The sequence below is a fragment of the Mesorhizobium sp. M4B.F.Ca.ET.089.01.1.1 genome (assembly GCF_004022605.1).
Lineage (GTDB): Bacteria > Pseudomonadota > Alphaproteobacteria > Rhizobiales > Rhizobiaceae > Mesorhizobium > Mesorhizobium abyssinicae.
Genome location: NZ_RZOS01000099.1, coordinates 1 through 15,656, shown reverse-complemented (window position 1 = coordinate 15,656; position 15,656 = coordinate 1). Strand labels below are relative to the sequence as shown.

At 65.3% G+C, this 15,656-nt stretch carries 19 protein-coding genes; 8 read left to right on the top strand and 11 right to left on the bottom strand.

Annotated features, from left to right (window positions below; all coding sequences use genetic code 11):
* From EN780_RS12515 to EN780_RS12505, 3 genes are all read left to right on the top strand, one after another.
* Positions 1-1,025 (top strand): NAD(P)/FAD-dependent oxidoreductase (locus EN780_RS12515; protein WP_133372605.1); only part of this gene is annotated, 1,025 nt, incomplete at its 5' end.
* Between the two features lie 2 nt (positions 1,026-1,027).
* Complete coding sequence (locus EN780_RS12510) at positions 1,028-2,287, top strand: aminomethyltransferase family protein (RefSeq protein WP_128274023.1); 1,260 nt, start codon at positions 1,028-1,030, stop codon at positions 2,285-2,287.
* Position 2,288: 1 nt separating this feature from the next.
* Positions 2,289-2,549: a hypothetical protein gene (locus EN780_RS12505; protein WP_128274022.1), complete on the top strand. Its 261-nt coding sequence runs from the start codon at positions 2,289-2,291 to the stop codon at positions 2,547-2,549.
* Between the two features lie 18 nt (positions 2,550-2,567).
* On the opposite strand, the gene EN780_RS12500 is transcribed toward EN780_RS12505, so the two are convergent.
* From EN780_RS12500 to EN780_RS12480, 5 genes are all read right to left on the bottom strand, one after another.
* Positions 2,568-2,981 carry a VOC family protein gene (locus EN780_RS12500; RefSeq protein WP_128274020.1) on the bottom strand — a complete coding sequence of 138 codons (414 nt, stop codon included), beginning with the start codon at positions 2,979-2,981 and terminating at the stop codon, positions 2,568-2,570.
* 42 nt (positions 2,982-3,023) lie between these two features.
* Entirely contained in the window at positions 3,024-4,082 is a 1,059-nt protein-coding gene (locus tag EN780_RS12495) for a dipeptidase (RefSeq protein ID WP_127285285.1), read from the bottom strand.
* A 165-nt stretch (positions 4,083-4,247) separates the two neighbouring features.
* Positions 4,248-4,547, bottom strand: a complete 300-nt coding sequence (locus EN780_RS12490; protein ID WP_127285286.1) for a GNAT family N-acetyltransferase — start codon at positions 4,545-4,547, stop codon at positions 4,248-4,250.
* A 3-nt stretch (positions 4,548-4,550) separates the two neighbouring features.
* Positions 4,551-5,174, bottom strand: coding sequence for an alpha/beta hydrolase (locus EN780_RS12485; protein WP_128274017.1), 624 nt, complete (start codon positions 5,172-5,174; stop codon positions 4,551-4,553).
* Positions 5,175-5,177: 3 nt separating this feature from the next.
* Positions 5,178-6,110 carry a VOC family protein gene (locus EN780_RS12480; protein WP_128274015.1) on the bottom strand — a complete coding sequence of 311 codons (933 nt, stop codon included), beginning with the start codon at positions 6,108-6,110 and terminating at the stop codon, positions 5,178-5,180.
* A gap of 228 nt (positions 6,111-6,338) precedes the next feature.
* On the opposite strand from EN780_RS12480, the gene EN780_RS12475 reads away from it, so the two are divergent.
* Entirely contained in the window at positions 6,339-7,880 is a 1,542-nt protein-coding gene (locus EN780_RS12475) for an alkaline phosphatase family protein (protein ID WP_128274025.1), read from the top strand.
* A gap of 93 nt (positions 7,881-7,973) precedes the next feature.
* On the opposite strand, the gene EN780_RS12470 is transcribed toward EN780_RS12475, so the two are convergent.
* Complete coding sequence (locus tag EN780_RS12470; protein ID WP_128274013.1) at positions 7,974-9,281, bottom strand: PRC-barrel domain-containing protein; 1,308 nt, start codon at positions 9,279-9,281, stop codon at positions 7,974-7,976.
* Between the two features lie 250 nt (positions 9,282-9,531).
* Here EN780_RS12470 and EN780_RS12465 point away from each other — a divergent pair, with 250 nt between their 5' ends.
* On the top strand, positions 9,532-10,452 hold the full coding sequence (locus EN780_RS12465) for a diacylglycerol kinase family protein (RefSeq protein WP_128274011.1): 921 nt from the start codon (positions 9,532-9,534) through the stop codon (positions 10,450-10,452).
* A gap of 62 nt (positions 10,453-10,514) precedes the next feature.
* Here the strand turns inward: EN780_RS12465 and EN780_RS41365 are convergent, their stop codons facing one another.
* Entirely contained in the window at positions 10,515-10,649 is a 135-nt protein-coding gene (locus tag EN780_RS41365; RefSeq protein WP_281035364.1) for a hypothetical protein, read from the bottom strand.
* A gap of 151 nt (positions 10,650-10,800) precedes the next feature.
* Here EN780_RS41365 and EN780_RS12455 point away from each other — a divergent pair, with 151 nt between their 5' ends.
* Entirely contained in the window at positions 10,801-12,327 is a 1,527-nt protein-coding gene (locus EN780_RS12455) for an HWE histidine kinase domain-containing protein (RefSeq protein ID WP_128274009.1), read from the top strand.
* Between the two features lie 46 nt (positions 12,328-12,373).
* On the opposite strand, the gene EN780_RS12450 is transcribed toward EN780_RS12455, so the two are convergent.
* Together EN780_RS12450 and EN780_RS12445 are read right to left on the bottom strand one after the other, a co-directional pair.
* The gene (locus EN780_RS12450) at positions 12,374-12,829 is read right to left on the bottom strand and encodes a hypothetical protein (protein ID WP_127286207.1); all 456 of its coding nucleotides are present in this window, start codon (positions 12,827-12,829) and stop codon (positions 12,374-12,376) included.
* Between the two features lie 9 nt (positions 12,830-12,838).
* Positions 12,839-13,165 carry a DUF883 family protein gene (locus tag EN780_RS12445; RefSeq protein WP_127286206.1) on the bottom strand — a complete coding sequence of 109 codons (327 nt, stop codon included), beginning with the start codon at positions 13,163-13,165 and terminating at the stop codon, positions 12,839-12,841.
* Between the two features lie 239 nt (positions 13,166-13,404).
* On the opposite strand from EN780_RS12445, the gene EN780_RS12440 reads away from it, so the two are divergent.
* The gene (locus EN780_RS12440; RefSeq protein WP_127286212.1) at positions 13,405-13,776 is read left to right on the top strand and encodes a response regulator; all 372 of its coding nucleotides are present in this window, start codon (positions 13,405-13,407) and stop codon (positions 13,774-13,776) included.
* A gap of 69 nt (positions 13,777-13,845) precedes the next feature.
* On the opposite strand, the gene EN780_RS12435 is transcribed toward EN780_RS12440, so the two are convergent.
* Together EN780_RS12435 and EN780_RS12430 are read right to left on the bottom strand one after the other, a co-directional pair.
* Complete coding sequence (locus EN780_RS12435) at positions 13,846-14,397, bottom strand: RNA polymerase sigma factor (protein WP_126057999.1); 552 nt, start codon at positions 14,395-14,397, stop codon at positions 13,846-13,848.
* 3 nt (positions 14,398-14,400) lie between these two features.
* Positions 14,401-14,604: a NepR family anti-sigma factor gene (locus EN780_RS12430; RefSeq protein WP_187331438.1), complete on the bottom strand. Its 204-nt coding sequence runs from the start codon at positions 14,602-14,604 to the stop codon at positions 14,401-14,403.
* Between the two features lie 231 nt (positions 14,605-14,835).
* Here EN780_RS12430 and EN780_RS12425 point away from each other — a divergent pair, with 231 nt between their 5' ends.
* The gene (locus EN780_RS12425; RefSeq protein ID WP_128274007.1) at positions 14,836-15,630 is read left to right on the top strand and encodes a response regulator; all 795 of its coding nucleotides are present in this window, start codon (positions 14,836-14,838) and stop codon (positions 15,628-15,630) included.
* The last annotated feature ends 26 nt before the right edge of the window (positions 15,631-15,656 follow it).

Genomic DNA, 15,656 nt, shown 5'->3' with positions numbered 1-15,656 from the left:
TCTATGACCTGCTCGACGAGCAGCTTTCGGACCACAGGCTGAAGGGCCTGCTCGCTTTCGACGCGACGCTCGGCTCCCATCTCGGGCCGCGCTCGCCGACCTCGCTGCTCGGTCTCTACTACCGGCTGGCCGGCGAGATCGGCGGCCTTGCCGGCGCGCAGATGCTGCCGAAAGGCGGCATGGGCGCCGTCGTCGCCGCCATCCGCGCGGCGGCCGAGCAGGCTGGCGTCTCGATCCGCCCGGCATCGCCGGTCGCCAAGGTCGTCGTCGAGAAGGGCCGCGCCGTCGGCGTCGTCACGCAAGGCGGCGAGACGCTGCGGGCAAAGACCGTCGTTTCCGCCATCAATCCGGCGACGACCATCCTCGATCTCGTCGGCCCGCGCGAGGTCGACACGGGCTTCGTGCGCAAGGTGAAGAACATCCGCATGAAGGGCGACGCGGCGAAGCTGCATCTGGCGCTCGACCGACCGCTGCAATTTTCCGGCGTCGATGCCGCCGGCCACAAGGGCCGGTTGGTCATCGCGCCCTCGCCCGACCATGTCGAACGCGCCTTCAACCCGTCGAAATACGGCGAGTTCTCGCCCGAGCCGGTGATGGAGATCACCCTGCCCAGTCTGGCCGATGTATCGCTGGCACCCTCCGGCGCCTGCGTGCTCTCGGCAGTGGTGCAATATGCGCCCTATGCGCTGAGAGCGGGCTGGGCCGTCGGCAGGCCGCAATTCCTCAAGGCGATCATGGCCCAGCTCGAGACCTACGCGCCCGGCATCGGCGCGACAGTGCGCCATGCCGAGCTTCTGACGCCGGCCGACATCGAGGCGCGCTACCGCATGCCCGGCGGCCACTGGCACCATGGCGAATTGCAGGCCGACCAGATGCTGGTGTCGCGGCCGGTCTCCGGCTGGTCGGGCTACGACACCCCGCTCGAAGGACTGTTCCTCGCCGGCGCCGGCTCGCACCCGGGCGGCGGCATCTCCGGCGCGCCCGGCCTCAACGCCGCGCGCCGCATCATCGCGATGAGGGCATGAGCATGGCGCAAGCAACCAGGAAGAAGCCCATCGCAAGCGAGGTGGACACCGCCCTCGAAGCCCGCCTCGCGGCGCAACCGCATTTCCGCACGCTGCGGCTCGGCACGCCCTTCCAGCCGCGCATCGACGCGCTGGCCTTGAAGCAGGACTGGTACAGCTGGGCCGGCTATCGCGCCCCGCACTCGCTGTGGGACGAGGAACTCGAATATTTCGCCATCCGCAGCCAGGCGGCACTCTTCGACATCTCGCCGATGACGAAGTACCGCATCGGGGGGCCGGACGCCGAAGCCTATCTCGACCGCGTCACGCTGCGCGACGTGACCAGGCTGAAACCCGGCCGCGTCCAATACACCGCCTGGTGCGACGACGACGGTTTTGTGCTCGACGACGGCACCCTTTTTCGGCTGTCGCCGACGCGCTTCCGCCTCTGCTCGCAGGAGCGGCATCTGCCCTGGCTGCTGGACAGCGCCATAGGCTACGAGGTCAGCGTCGAAGAGGAGACCGAAGCGGTCGCCGGGCTTGCGCTGCAAGGCCCGACCTCCTTCGCCATCCTGCGCGACGCCGGCTTCGCCGGTGTCGAACGGCTGAAGGTTTTCGACCTCGCCGAATTTGCGCATGACGGCGCCACCGTAACGATCTCGCGCACCGGCTTCACCGGCGATCTCGGCTACGAGCTGTTCGTGCCGGCGGACAAGGCGCTGAGCCTGTGGGATCGGCTGATGGCGGCGGGCGAACTGCGCGGCATCCGCGCCATCGGCTACACGGCGCTGAACCGCGCCCGGCTCGAAGCCGGTCTGATCGTCGCCAATGCCGACTTCACCACCTCCGAGCATGCTATCCGCGCCGACCGCCTGCGCATGCCGGACGAGATCGGCCTCGGTTTCATGGTCGATCCCGAGAAGGGGCACTTCAACGGCCGCCGCGCCATTCTCGAGGCGCGGACGAAGAAGAAGCTGCGCCACGTGCTGGTCGGGCTGGAGATCGAGGGCAACATCCCGGCCGAGCACGCCATCGTCTACTATCGCAAAAGCCAGGAGGTCGGGCTGGTGAGCGCCGCCATGTGGTCGCCGATGGCCAAGCGCAACATCGCTCTCGCCTCGCTGCAGCGGCCTTATGGCGATACGATCGTCGACGACCTCTGGGTCGAGATCTACGCCATGCGCGAGCTGCAGTACCAGAAGCTGATGAAGAAGGCGAAGGTAGTGCAAAGGCCCTTCATCAAGCTCGACCGCCGCACCGCCAGCCCGCCCGCGGATTTCTGACATGGCAGGCGAAGCGGAGAAGCTGGATGCGGAGGCGGAAGCCGCCGAGCAGTGGCAGCTGGTCAACACGCCGCTCGGCGAACCGTGGTCCGGCCGCACCCGCTATGCGGCGGCGATGTTCTTCTTTAAGCGCGGCGAGATGAATGCCGAGACGCTCGAAGTCTACCGCATCTGCGCCCGGCTCGATTCGGAAAATCCGCTGCCGATCATCCGCGACCGCAGCGTCGGCAAGGACTGGCTGAAGCGCATGGGCTTCGAATAGGGCGCGCAATACGCTTCGCTACGCTTGCACGCCACGGCTCACAGCGGCGAGCTTGTTGCCGTCCGGATCGCGCACGTAAGCTGCGTAGAAGTCCGGGCTGTAGTGCAATCGCAGGCCGGGCGCACCTTCGCAACTCCCGCCATTGGCAAGGGCTGCAGCATGGAAATCATCCACTTCCTTCCATGATCGCGCTCTGAACGCGACCATGCTGCCGTTGCCTGTTGTCGCTGCCTGCTTGTCGAACGGCGTTCCGACCCAGAACGCGAGCTCCCGCAAACCGCCATCCTCGTACGTGCCCCAACCCGCCGACGCGCGATCCCAGTCCGGATCGCCGGTGATGCAACGTTGCATGCCGAGCGGCGCCAAAGCCGCGTCATAGAACGTCGTGGCGCGTTTTAAGTCGTTGGTACCGAAGTAGACATAGGTAAGCATGGCGCACCATCGGCGTTTACGAAGTAGTGAAGTCGGCCCGCATCACCCTATCGTCTTTTCCAGCACCCTCAGCCAGTTGCGATAGGCGATCTTCTCGATCAGCGCGCGCCCGAAGCCGCGCGCGGCCAGCGCGTCGATAAGCTTGGGCAGGCCGGCGACATCGCCGATGACGGCCGGGATCATGGCGCCGTCGAAATCCGAGCCCAGCCCGACGCCATCCTCGCCCAGCGCCTGCAGCAGCGAATCGATGTGGCGGACCATGATGTCGAGGCCGGTATCGGCATTCATCTTGCCGTCCTCGCGCAGGAAGCCGGTGGCGAAGTTGAGCCCCACCATGCCGCCGGTCTCGCGGATTGCGCCGAGCTGCCAGTCGGTCAGGTTGCGCGAATGGCCGCAGATCGCATGCACGTTGGAGTGGGTCGCGACCAGCGGCGCATCGCTCAAGCCCGCGACATCGCGAAAGCCCTTCTCGTTGAGATGCGAGAGGTCGATCATGATCCTGAGCTGATTGCAGGCCTTGACCAGGGCCTTGCCGGCATCGGTGAGGCCGGGCCCGGTGTCGGGCGATGACGGGAAGCGGAACGGCACGCCGTTGCCGAAGGCATTCGGCCGGCTCCAGACGATGCCCAGCGAGCGCAGGCCGGCGGCGTGCAGCACATCGAGCATGGCAAGCTCGGGGTCTATCGCCTCGACGCCTTCGATGTGGAACACCGCCGCGATCGAGCCCTTCGCCATCGCCTCGCGCACGTCGCCGGCGCTGCGGCAGACGGTCAGTGCGCCGGCGCGTTCCAGCCTAAACAGGATCGAGGCCATGCCGATGGTCGAGGTGATCGCCTCGGCGCGCGGCAGCTCCGGCGGCAGCGGCTCGTTGTCGCTCGGCGCCGGCGGCACGGCGCTGCGCTTGGTCTTCTCGATCGGCGGCGGGAAGATCGCGAACATGCCACCGGCAAAGCCGCCCTTCTTCGCCCGTGGCAGATCGATATGGCCGCCCGGCGTGCCGTCGATGAACAGCTTTTCGACATCCGCTTCCTTCGACTGGTAGAGCCTGAGCAGCGTGTCGTTGTGGCCGTCAAAGACGGGGATGAGGTCGGTTGCGGTCATCAGGAGGCCATTGGCTTGAGGTGGCGGGCCGCGGACGGCGAGTGCGTCCGCGGACGATACCTCTACTTAGGCAAGATGGCTAAATCGCGCAAATGCCAGTGGCGTGTTCGCATTTGTGGCTGAGGCGTGTTCTCCTTCTCCCGTTGTGGGAGAAGGGGGAACTTGCTACCGCTTCAGCACGTCGGCCCATTCCGGATGGCGGCGGAACTGGGCGTTGGCGAACGGGCAGAGCGGGATGATCTTCTTGCCGGCCGCGCGCGCGTCCTCGACGGCGCGGGTGACGAGGCGAAGCCCCGCGCCCTGGCCGCGAAACGCGTCAGGCACCTCGGTGTGATCGATGATGAGCTGATGCTCGCCGATTTTGGTGAAGGTCATCTCGGCCTCGGCGCCGCCGGGCCCGCGCAGGACATAGCGGCCCTTGGAGCCGCGATCCTCCAGTTCGACCTCGGGCAATTGATCAGCCATTGCTCACGCTCCTTCAACCGGCAGGCCGGCAAAGAGCTGCCGCGCCGCCTCGATTTCATTCGGCCGCACTTCGTGCCCGCCATCGTGCCATTCCACAGTGACAGCGGCGCCGTCGGCGCGCAAATAGGCCTCCAGCCGCGACGTCAAATTGGGCGGGCAGATCGGATCGCGCCTGCCGGCCGTAATCAGCACAGAGCGGCCGGCGAGGCTGCCTTTCACCTGCGGCTCGAAAGGGATCAGCGGATGCATCAGCACCGTCGCGTCGAACAGGCCGGGTTCCGCGAACGCCACCGACGCCAGGATGTTGGCGCCGTTGGAATAGCCGAGCCCAAGCACCGTCGAGGGCTTTGCCGCCTCGACATGCGCCTTGATGAAGGCAGCCATCTTGGCGGTCGCTCGCGCCAAGTCTTCCATGTCATAGACCCCCTCGCCGGTGCGGCGAAAGAAGCGGGCGGCACCCTGCTCCGACACATCGCCGCGCGGCGACACGATGCTTGCCGAAGGCACCAGCTCGCGTCCCAGCGATACCAGCTGGTTCTCGTCGCCTCCGGTTCCGTGAAAGACGAAAAGCAGCGGACTGCCCGGCGAACCGGGCAGCAGCTTGTGAGTGTAGGTATCCTTGCTCATGGCTCAGTCTTCCAGTTTCTGCAGGTGCTGTTCGAGATAGGGCCTGAGATGCTGGTGCTGCGCCGGCAGCTTCAGCGCCTCGCCGAGATGAGCGGTGTCCTCGTCGCGGTCGAAGCCTGGCTCGTTGGTGGCCATCTCGAACAGTACCCCGCCCGGCGTGCGGAAATAGATCGCCCAGAAATAGTCGCGGTCGATCACCGGCGTCACCTGGTAGCCGGTGTCCATCAGCGCCTTGCGCACTTCGAGCTGCCTGGCGCGGTTCTCGACCGCGAAGGCGACATGGTGGACCGAGCCGGCGCCGAGATTGGCAAACGCCGCGCCCGGCAGCGATTCGATGTCGACGATGTCGGCGCCATTGCCGTTCTTGACCGCAAGCCGGCGGACGTTGCCGGACTTGTCGACCTCCCGATAGCCCATGAACTTCAACAGCTCCTCGGTGGCGCCGCCATCCCTCAGCCGAAGCTGCACCGAGTGGAAGCCGCGGATCGCCTCGTCGGCGGGAACGCCGCCCTTCGCCCAGGGCGCGCGGCCGTCGGCCTTGTCTTCGACGAGCGCGAAGCCGTCGCCGTCGGGGCCGGCGAAGGCGAGCCGCTTCTCGCCGAACGTCTCTTCGCGCGACAGGCCCGCGACGCCTTCATCGGCAAGGCGCTTCTCCCAATAGCCGAGCGTGCCTTCCGGCACCGAATAGACCGTCGTGCCGACCTCGCCCACCCCATGCCGGCCCTTGCCGATATTGGGGAACGGGAAATAGGTCATCACCGAACCCGGCGTGCCGACCTCGTCCGCATAGTAGAGATGATAGACGTCAGGCGCGTCGAAATTGACGGTCTTCTTGACCCGGCGCAGGCCGAGCTTTTTGGTGAAGAATTCATTGTTCCGGCGCGCATCGCTGGCCATCGAGGTGACGTGATGCAGGCCCTTGATCTGGTCGAGCATTTTTCTGCTCCTTCCCTTTTGCTGGTGCGGCCCTCGCCGCTGTCCACGCCAATATGAGGATAGGCACGGCCGCGGCAAAGGAGGCAAACACAGAATGGACTGTGCTGTAAAAGTGAACGATATCGCATCATTTGTTCACCAATCAACAGAGATGCGCGGCCTTGCGCGACGGCCTGAATTCGGCTCCATGAGCGGCATGCCGGATGAGGAGACAAACGCTTGGCCAGCATGAGCGAACGCCCCAACATTCTCCTGATCACATGCGACCAGTGGCGCGGCGATTGCCTGTCGGCGGCCGGCCATCCGGTGCTGAAAACACCGAATGCCGATGCACTTGCCGCCGAAGGCGTGCTGTTTCGGCGCCACTTTGGCGGGGCAGCCCCTTGCTCGCCGGCGCGCGCCTGCCTCTACACCGGGCTCTACCAGATGAACAACCGCGTCTGCCGCAACGGCACGCCGCTGGATGCCCGGCACGGCAACATCGCGCTTTCGACCCGGGCGCTTGGCTACGATCCGACGCTCTTCGGCTATACGGATGTCTCGCTCGACCCACGCCTGCTTGCGCCCGGCGACCCCAGGCTGAGAACCTATGAGGGGGTCCTGCCCGGCTTCACCGTGCGCCAGTTCCTGCCCGAGCATCAGAAGCCTTGGCTGTCCTGGCTGAGCGCCCAGGGCATCGACTCCAGTGCCGGCCATCCTGACGTCCACCGCCCGGTTGGCGAACCGAGCGACCCCGTGACCAATGCGCCACCAATTTACTCGCAGGACCAGACGCCGACGGCTTTCCTGGCCGGCGAGTTCATCCGCTGGCTGGGCGAGCAGGAGCGTGGCGCGCCCTGGTTCGCGCATCTCTCCTTCATCAGCCCGCACCCGCCCTTCATCGTGCCTGAGCCCTACAACGCCATGTATGATCCGGCCGACGGCCCCGCTTTCAGTCGCGCCGGGTACTGGCAGGCCGAGGCGGAAAGCCACCCGTACCTCGCTTACGATCTCGACCGCCGGATGAGGCAGAACTTCCGCCCCGGCGCCGAAGGCAAGGTGCGCGACTGGGGTGAGGACAATATCCGCGCCATCCGCGCCATTTATTACGGCATGATCTCCGAGGTCGACGCGCAACTCGGACGCCTTTGGCAGGCGCTCAAGGCGGCGGGAGCCTGGGACGAGACCGTGATCGTGCTGACCTCCGACCACGCCGAGATGATGGGCGACCATTTCATGCTCGGCAAGGGCGGCTTCTTCGACGGCAGCTACCACATCCCGCTGATCATCCGCGACCCGCGCCTGGGCCATGCGGCCGGCGGCAGCGTCGATTGCTTCAGCGAGGCCGTCGATATCCTGCCGACCCTGCTCGATCTCCTCGGCGAGGATCCGCCACCGCATCTCGACGGCCGCTCACTGAAACCGTTCCTGGAAGGCGCTGCGCCGCGCGATTGGCGCGACGCAGCGCATTGGGAATTCGATTTCCGCTCGGTGGCCGATGGCGAGGCCGAGCGCCACTTCGGCATCGGCTCGCGCCAGTGCAACCTCGCCGTCATCCGTTCGCAAGACTTCAAATATGTGCATCTCGGCGGCGGCCTGTCGCCCCTGCTGTTTGATCTGAAGAAGGATCCCGGGGAGCTGACCAACGTCGCCAACGATCCCGCCTATCTCGCGGTGCGGCTGCAGTTTGCCGAAAGGCTGCTGGCCTGGCGGGCGGAGCATCTCGACCAGTCGCTGGCGCTGGCGGAGCTGACGGAGAATGGCGTGGCTGGATATGTGAGTAGGCAGTAGGCAGTAGAAAGCTCATTTCCCTACTGCCTACTGCCTACTGCCTACTGCCTACTGCCTACTGCCTACTGCCTACTGCCACCCAACTCCTATTGCCTACTGCACCTTCATCCTCTGCTGGTCACGCTTCTCGGCGTAGCTGCCCTTGTCGTAGGCCGCCTGCGCTTCAAGCTGTTCCTTGGTGAAGGTGGTGTAGAGATATTTCTTGCCGTCCTTGTCGGTCATGAATTTGAGGTTGTCCATGCCGACAGCGACTTCCTTTTCGCCGATGCCGAGGAAGCCGCCGACATCGACGATCACCGCGTCCGGCTTGTTCTCGGGCGTCAGCACGACGTCACCGATCTCGCCGACCTGGACATCGTTGGCGCCGTAGACGGTCGTCCCTTTCAGGTCGTCACCCCGGATCTCGCCGACCGGCATCTCCGTCAGCGTCGACTTGTCGATCGCCGCGGTCTGCGTCGGGTCGGTGGTCTTGGCTTCAGGGGCTGCCGGGGCCTCGGCCGTCTTTTCGGCCGGCGCCGGAGCGGTTGCGGTTGGAGCGGCGGCCTTTGGCACCTCGGCCGACGCGGTGGTTGCCGGCGCCGGATCATAGGCCTTGCGGTTGAAGTCGGGCTGCGCCTGCAGCTCTTCCTTCGTGGTCTCGGCGACCAGCCAGCGATCACCGTTCTTTTCGGCCCACTTGGCCTTGGCGAAGTCGAAGGCGACGTTCTTCTCGCCTATGCCGAGGAAGCCGCCAACACCGATGACGAGCGCCTCGGCCTTGCCGTCCTTGGTGAGCACGATGTCGTTGACGTCGCCGATGTTCTGCGCGTCGTCGGCGGTGCCGTTGTAGACGGACTCGCCGATGATGTTGGTGGCGAGGTTGCCATCTGCCTTCTTCACCGGCTCAGCCGAAGCGGCATTCATGTCGACAGGCTTCTGCGCACCGGTGCCTTCCGTCGTGGTCGCCGGCGCCTGCGCTGTCGTGTCGGTCTGGGCGGCCGGTGCCGGATCATAGGGCTTCCTGTCGAAGTCCGGCAGCGCCGTCAGGGCTTCCTTGGTGGTCTCCGCGACAAGCCAGCGGTCTCCGTTCTTCTCGACCCATTGCAGCTTGTCAAAGTCGAAGGCGACGTCCTTGGCTCCTATGCCAAGGAAACCGCCCACGCCGATGATGGCGGATTTTGCCTTGCCGGTCTCGTCAAAGACGACGTCGCTGATCTTGCCGATATCCTGGGCATCGTCGGCGGTGCCGTTATAGACGGATTCGCCAATGATGTTGGTGGCGAGGCTGCCTTCGGCGCGCATCACGGGAACGGCCGGCGCTTCGTTCTGCGTGGCCGGCGCGGGCGTCGTTGCGGTTTGCGCCTGGACGCCGGTTGCTATCAGCGTGGCGAGCGCGGTGGTCGCAAAAAGGGTGCGGATCATAATGCTTCCTCCTCGTGCATGATTTTCGGGCACACCGCAGGGTCGCTGAAAGAGCGGCCGCGGCGCTTCTACAGATTCACAACGTCGTGACCAGATCGTTGTTCCGAAAAAGGCGCTTCCCGCTCCGGACAAGCCCATGAAATTGCTGGCCCGGCCGTCGTGTTTCACCGGACCCTGGAACCTTTCTCCGGGCATTCCGTTTCAGCCTGCGGCTGAGCCCAGCGGCTCGGTGAGCGAAACGGAGTGGGGCATGCGATTTGCGGCGGTGCTGAACCGGGACGGCGGCACGTTGCGGACCACCGATCTTTCCGGCTTCTGTGACCGGCTGCGCCAGACGCTGGAGGCGGCCGGCCATACCATCGACGTCGATGTCGTTGCCGGCCAGGACATTGCAGCGGCCTTGCAGAAGGCGGTCCGGCGGCGCGGCATCGACGTCGTACTGGCCGGCGGCGGCGACGGCACCATTTCGACCGCGGCCGGCCTGCTGATGAACCGCAAGACGGCACTGGCCATCCTGCCGGCTGGCACGATGAATCTCTTCGCCCGCGGGCTCGGCGTTCCGCAGACCTTGGATGCGGCGCTGAAATCCTTTGCCGATGGCGAGGTGATAGAAGTCGATATGGCGAGCGCCAACGGCCGGCCTTTCGTGCACCAATTCTCCATCGGCCTGCACGCCAAGATGGTGCAACTGCGCGAGGGCATGGAATTCGGCTCACGCCTCGGCAAGATGCGGGCCTCGGCGCGCGCCGCCTGGGCGACGATCAAAAACCCCCCGGCCTTGAAGGCGACGCTCACCATAGGCGAGGCGGAAATCGTAACCCGAGCCACCGGCATCGGCGTCACCAACAACCTGTTCGGCGAAGGTCATTTGCCCTATGCCGACAATCCCGCCGGCGGCGTGCTCGGCATCTACATCTCGGTGGCGCGCAGGCGCGGCGAACTGGTCAGGGTCTTCTTCGACATGGCGCGCGGCAAATGGCGCGATAGCGCCCATGTCGAAATCCATCAGGCAGAGAGTGCGAGACTGAAAATCCATGCCGCGAGCAGCAAATACCGCGCCGTCATGGATGGTGAACTGGTCAAGCTCGAACGCGAGACCGAGATCGCAATTCACCCCGGAGCGCTAAAGGTGCTGGTCCCGTCTCGCATCGCACGGGCGGAGGCGGCGTGATGGATAGGAAAACGACATCGGCGCGACCGCTAGCCCTTTGGCCCCTGTTCGGTGGTCGGAGCCTAGATTACTTCGCCGTAAATCTCCGCGACCCCCCAAGCGACGAATGCCAGAAGCAAGCCTGCGACGAGGATCTTGAGCACGTTGACGCCCCAGCGTCCCTGACGGGCTTTCTCCTCGGGGATGATCTTGGTCATGGTCGGCCTCCGTATCGTTTGGCACCGGCCGGCGCGTCTGGCAGAATATGGTCGGGTAACGGTTCCTCGCCGCGAAGGTTCCGGAGCCTGGGGCGTACGCATTGGTCGGCACCGCGGCCGTTGGCAGCGGGACGCGGCATTTGGGGGCTTGGTGGATAGCAGGGTTCGCAAAACGCCGGGACTGCCGGCCGACGTCCTTGGCGCCGTGAAGGCGCAGGATCGACTTGCCGTGCTTCACGGTCTGCTTGATACGGCGCCCGATCCTGATTTCGACCGCATCACAGCTCTTGCCGCCGCTGTGCTCCAGGCGCCGATCGCGCTGATCACCCTGGTCGACGCCGAGCGCCAGTGGTTCAAGTCGAGCCTTGGCCTCGACGAAACCGAAACCACCGCGGGAATGCCCTTCAGCGCACATGCCATCGCCGCCGGCGACGAGCCGATGGTGGTGACCGACGCGACCCTGGACGCGCGCTTCGCCGCCAGTCCCGCAGTCAGCGGCAAGCATCGGATCCAGTTCTATGCCGGCGTGCCGATGGTCGTGGCGGGCGCCCGTATCGGCACGCTCTGCGTGCTGGACCGCAAGCCGCACGCCTTTCCGTCCGCAGACCAGCTCGGCCAGTTGAAGGCACTGGCCGAACTCGCCGCCAGCCTGTTCACGCTGAAGGACGCCACCCGCAGCGGCGCTATCGCAAAGGAGGCCCTGGCACAGGAGGAAAAGCGTCGCGCCATCGCCCTCGACGCCGCCTCGCTCGCCAGTTGGGCATGGGACATCCGCACTGACATCATCGAATGCGACGTCCTGCTGTCCGAACTTTTCGACCTGCCGCGCTCGAATCGGCTGAAGGCGCGCGACATACTGGCGGCCATCGATCCGCGCGACGTCTATCAGACCGAGACGCGCTTTCGCGACGCTCTGACCGGCAGCGACGACTATTTCGGCGAATACCGGGTGAAGGGCATCTACCCGCCGCGCTGGATCGCCACCCGCGGCCGCGTCATCGAACGCGACAGCGACGGCAAGCCGACGCTGATCTTCGGCGTCAACTACGACATTACCGAGCGCAAGCTAGGCGACGAGCGCCAGCGCCTGTTGCTGCGCGAGCTCAACCACCGCGTCAAGAACACCCTGGCCACGGTGCAGGCGCTGGCCACGCAGACCGTTCGCCACGCCCGCCAGCCGAGCGAATTCCTGGAAGCCTTCGGCGCCAGGCTGCAGGCGCTGGGCGCCGCCCACAATCTCCTGTCCGACCGGGAATGGCGTGGCATCGGCATCCACGAACTGGTGCAGATCGAAGCCAAGCCGTTCGACAGCGCCGCGCAGCCGCGCATGACGATCACCGGAGAAGACCTGCTGCTGACCCCCGACCAGGCAGTGGGACTTGGCCTGATCCTGCATGAGCTGGCGAGCAATGCCCTGCAATACGGCTCGCTGTCGGTCGCCACCGGCAGGGTCGAGCTCGGCTGGAAGACGCAAGGCAGGAAGGGTGCCCGTCATCTGGTGCTGACCTGGCGTGAAACCGGCGGCCCGCAGGTCGAGCCGCCGGACCGTCACGGCTTCGGCTCGATCCTGATCCGCCGCAGCCTGGCCAAAATCATTTCCAGCGCGGTGAAGCACGAGTTCCGCCCGGATGGCGTCTTTGCCGAAATATCGATACCGCTCGAGGATCTGCCGAAATAGTCCATAGCACGGTGCGTCGGAGCGGATTCACGCCGCGCGCCCGGCTCTAGTCCGCATCGTCGGCGTCACGATCCGGTCCGGCATTCTCGCGGTAGATGGCGTAGGCGGCGAGCGCGATCGCCGGGGCGAGAACGGCGCCGAGCCCGCCCTTTCCCTTGAGCAGGACGGGCAGGGCAGCGAGCGCGGCGGTGATGCCGAGCGCCTTCATGTCGGCACTGCGCTGTCGCGCCCGGCGCCGCGCGCGCAGGCCCGCCGACAGCCGGTAAACGATGAGGACCGATCCGGCGATCACCAGGAAGCCAACGCCGAAACCCAACGAGGCCGCCATCGGGCCATAAAGCCCGGCGATCCAGATGTAAGCCGCGCCGATGAGAAAGCCGACGCCGCAAATCACTGCGAGCGTGACGATGATGTAGACGATCGCCGCGGTCCGCGCGCGGCCAAGCGCCGCCAAGGCCTCGCCGGAGGCGAGAGCCGAAATCAGCGATGCCAGCATTGCCATCGGGTGGGACTAGCGCCGCGCCAGAAGCGCGAACAGGAAGCCGACGCCCGCCGCGATCGCCAGCGAGGTCACCGGCTTTTCGCGCACATTGGCAACGATCTGCGCCTCGATATCCCTAGCATTGCCGCGCAACCCTTCGAAGGCGGCCTCGCCCTGGGCGCGCAGTTGTTCGACGCCCTCGGTGGCCGCCCGCCGCGCCGTTCCGTAGCCGTGCTCGCCGGTCTTGGCCAACTGCTTGGTCAGTTTTTCGATGTCGGCCTTCAGTTGCCTGATGTCGGCTTCGAGGTCGGGACTCGTCCGGCCGTCTGTCGCGGATTTTCCTGCGGCGGTCGCCATAGCTTAACTCCTTGCGTTTGCTTGCTTTCAACGTCCAACATACGGCAAGGTTCCGCGCCAAAAAAGGGGACTTGGCGAAGCGCTTCGGCGCCGCGGCGCCCTATCCGAACCGCGCCTTCCTGTCTCATCAAAACTTCATCGGCGCTCCGACACAACTTTTTAAATGACAGCTCGCCCGATAGCGCTCATGACTGCCTCTTCCGGAAGACATTACCGCAAGGAGACTTCGCTAGGTGCCATTGCTTGACGGATTGCGGATTCTCGTCCTCGAGGACGAATTCCTGATCGCCGCCGACGTCGAACAGTTGTGCCGCGACTATGGCGCCGGCGAGGTGGTTGTTGCCGGCGACCTTGCGGAGATCGAGCCGGAGCACGTGGCCGCGCAATTCGATGCCGCCATCGTCGACCTGATGCTGAGCGGCACCTCTACCCTCGGCTTCGCCTCGCGGCTGCGCGAATCGGGCCTGCCCTTCATCTTCGCCTCCGGCCACTCCGAGGTGGACGAATTGAAGACGGCCTTTCCGGAGATCCGGCTGGTCAGCAAACCCTTCTCCGGCGAGGACCTCGTCGAAGCGGTGGCGGCGGCCTGCGGCCGCGGACCGCTCGCCTGAGCAAGCAACGCCACGGTTTTTCAGTCCGGAATTCGTCAATCAGGGATAGAGCGGTAGGCGGCCGGATAGTCAGGCGGCGTTCGACCCCGTCACTTGCGCCGAGATCGCGTCCGGGCCGTACTCGTCTTCGCCAGAGATTTTCAGGATCTCCTGCAGCCTGGCGCGGGCGCGGCTGACTCGGCTCTTGATCGTACCGACGGCACAGCCGCAGATTTCGGCCGCCTCCTCGTAGGAAAAGCCCGACGCGCCGATCAGGATGATCGCTTCGCGCTGATCCTCCGGCAACTGTTCGAGAGCGCCGCGAAAGTCCTTGAGGTCGAGTTGGCCGTGCTGGGCCGGATGGACGGCGAGCCTCGCGGTCATGATGCCGTCGCTGTCCTGCACCTCGCGACCGCGCTTGCGCATCTGCGAGTAGAACTCGTTGCGCAGGATGGTGAACAGCCAGGCCTTGAGATTGGTGCCCGGCTGGAAGCTCTCATGCTTGTCCCAGGCCTTGACCAGCGTTTCCTGCACCAGGTCGTCGGCCTTGTCGGCGTTCTGCGTCAGCGACACGGCAAAGGCGCGCAGACTCGGGATCGAGCCGAGCAGGTCGGTCTTGAAGCTCTGCGAGACGGCCGCCATGCCTCAGTCCTTTTTCCGCGCGGGCTCGGCCTGCTCAAGCTCGCTGAGCAGTTGGGCGAAGCGGTCCGGCACGTGGTCGGAGACCAATTCATCGTAATATTGCTTGAGTTTGCGGCCGATTTCCGAGTTTGGCCCCAAGGGGTCGCCGGAAACAACCCGACGCCGGCCCGCGGCGCCGGCCGAAGTGTCTTTCGTCATGTCCTTCATTTCGCCCTTTATTTCCAGCACCCTGGCCGCCCCTAACATACAACGCAAAGCGGCCCCCTCATCTGGTTGCCCATCCCGATCTCAAACGTCGTCCCCTTATATTAGTTCCATCGCAATCGGAACTTTTTCGGCAAGCCGGCGTTTGGCTCCTCGGGGCTTGCAATCAGCTTGGCCAGCCACCTATGCAGTAGCCACCTGATGCAATTGCGTCATCTGAGGGAGACGTCCAACATGAGCCTGTCCGCCACCATCACGCCGCACCTTCCGTTCCTGCGCCGCTTCTCGCGCGCGGTTTCCGGATCGCAGGAGAGCGGCGATGCGCTGGTCGCCGCGATGCTCGAAGCCATCATCGCCGATGTCGATATTTTCCCCCAGGCATCGAACGACCGCATCGCGCTGTACAAGGTTTTCGCGCGGCTCTTTACCTCGATCGCCATTCGCGTTCCGCAGGAACATGCGCAATCGGCATGGGAGCAGCGCGCGGCCGCCAATCTGAACGCGATCGCCCCTCGCCCCCGCCAGGCCTTCCTGCTGGTTGCGGTCGAAGGCTTCAGCGAAGACGAGGCGGCCGAGATCCTGGATGCCGACGAACAGGAATTCTCCGACCTGCTCGCCCAGGCGAGCAACGAGATTTCCCGCCAGGTGGCGACCGACGTCCTGATCATCGAGGACGAGCCGCTGATCGCCATGGACATCGAGGAGATGGTCGAGAGCCTCGGCCATCGTGTCGTCGGCACCGCGCGCACCCATGCCGAGGCGGTGACGATTTTCGGCAAGACCAGGCCGAAGATGGTGCTGGCCGACATCCAGCTCGCCGACGGCAGCTCAGGCATCGAGGCCGTGAACGAGATCCTGTCCTCGACGCCGGTGCCGGTGATCTTCATCACCGCTTTTCCGGAGCGTCTGCTGACCGGCGAGCGGCCGGAACCGGCCTTCCTGGTCACCAAACCGTTCAACCCGGACATGGTCAAGGCGCTGATCAGCCAGGCGCTGTTCTTCGATCGGCAGGCCAAGGCCGCGGCGTAATCCAGGGGCGCCGCGCGCGCCTGGGC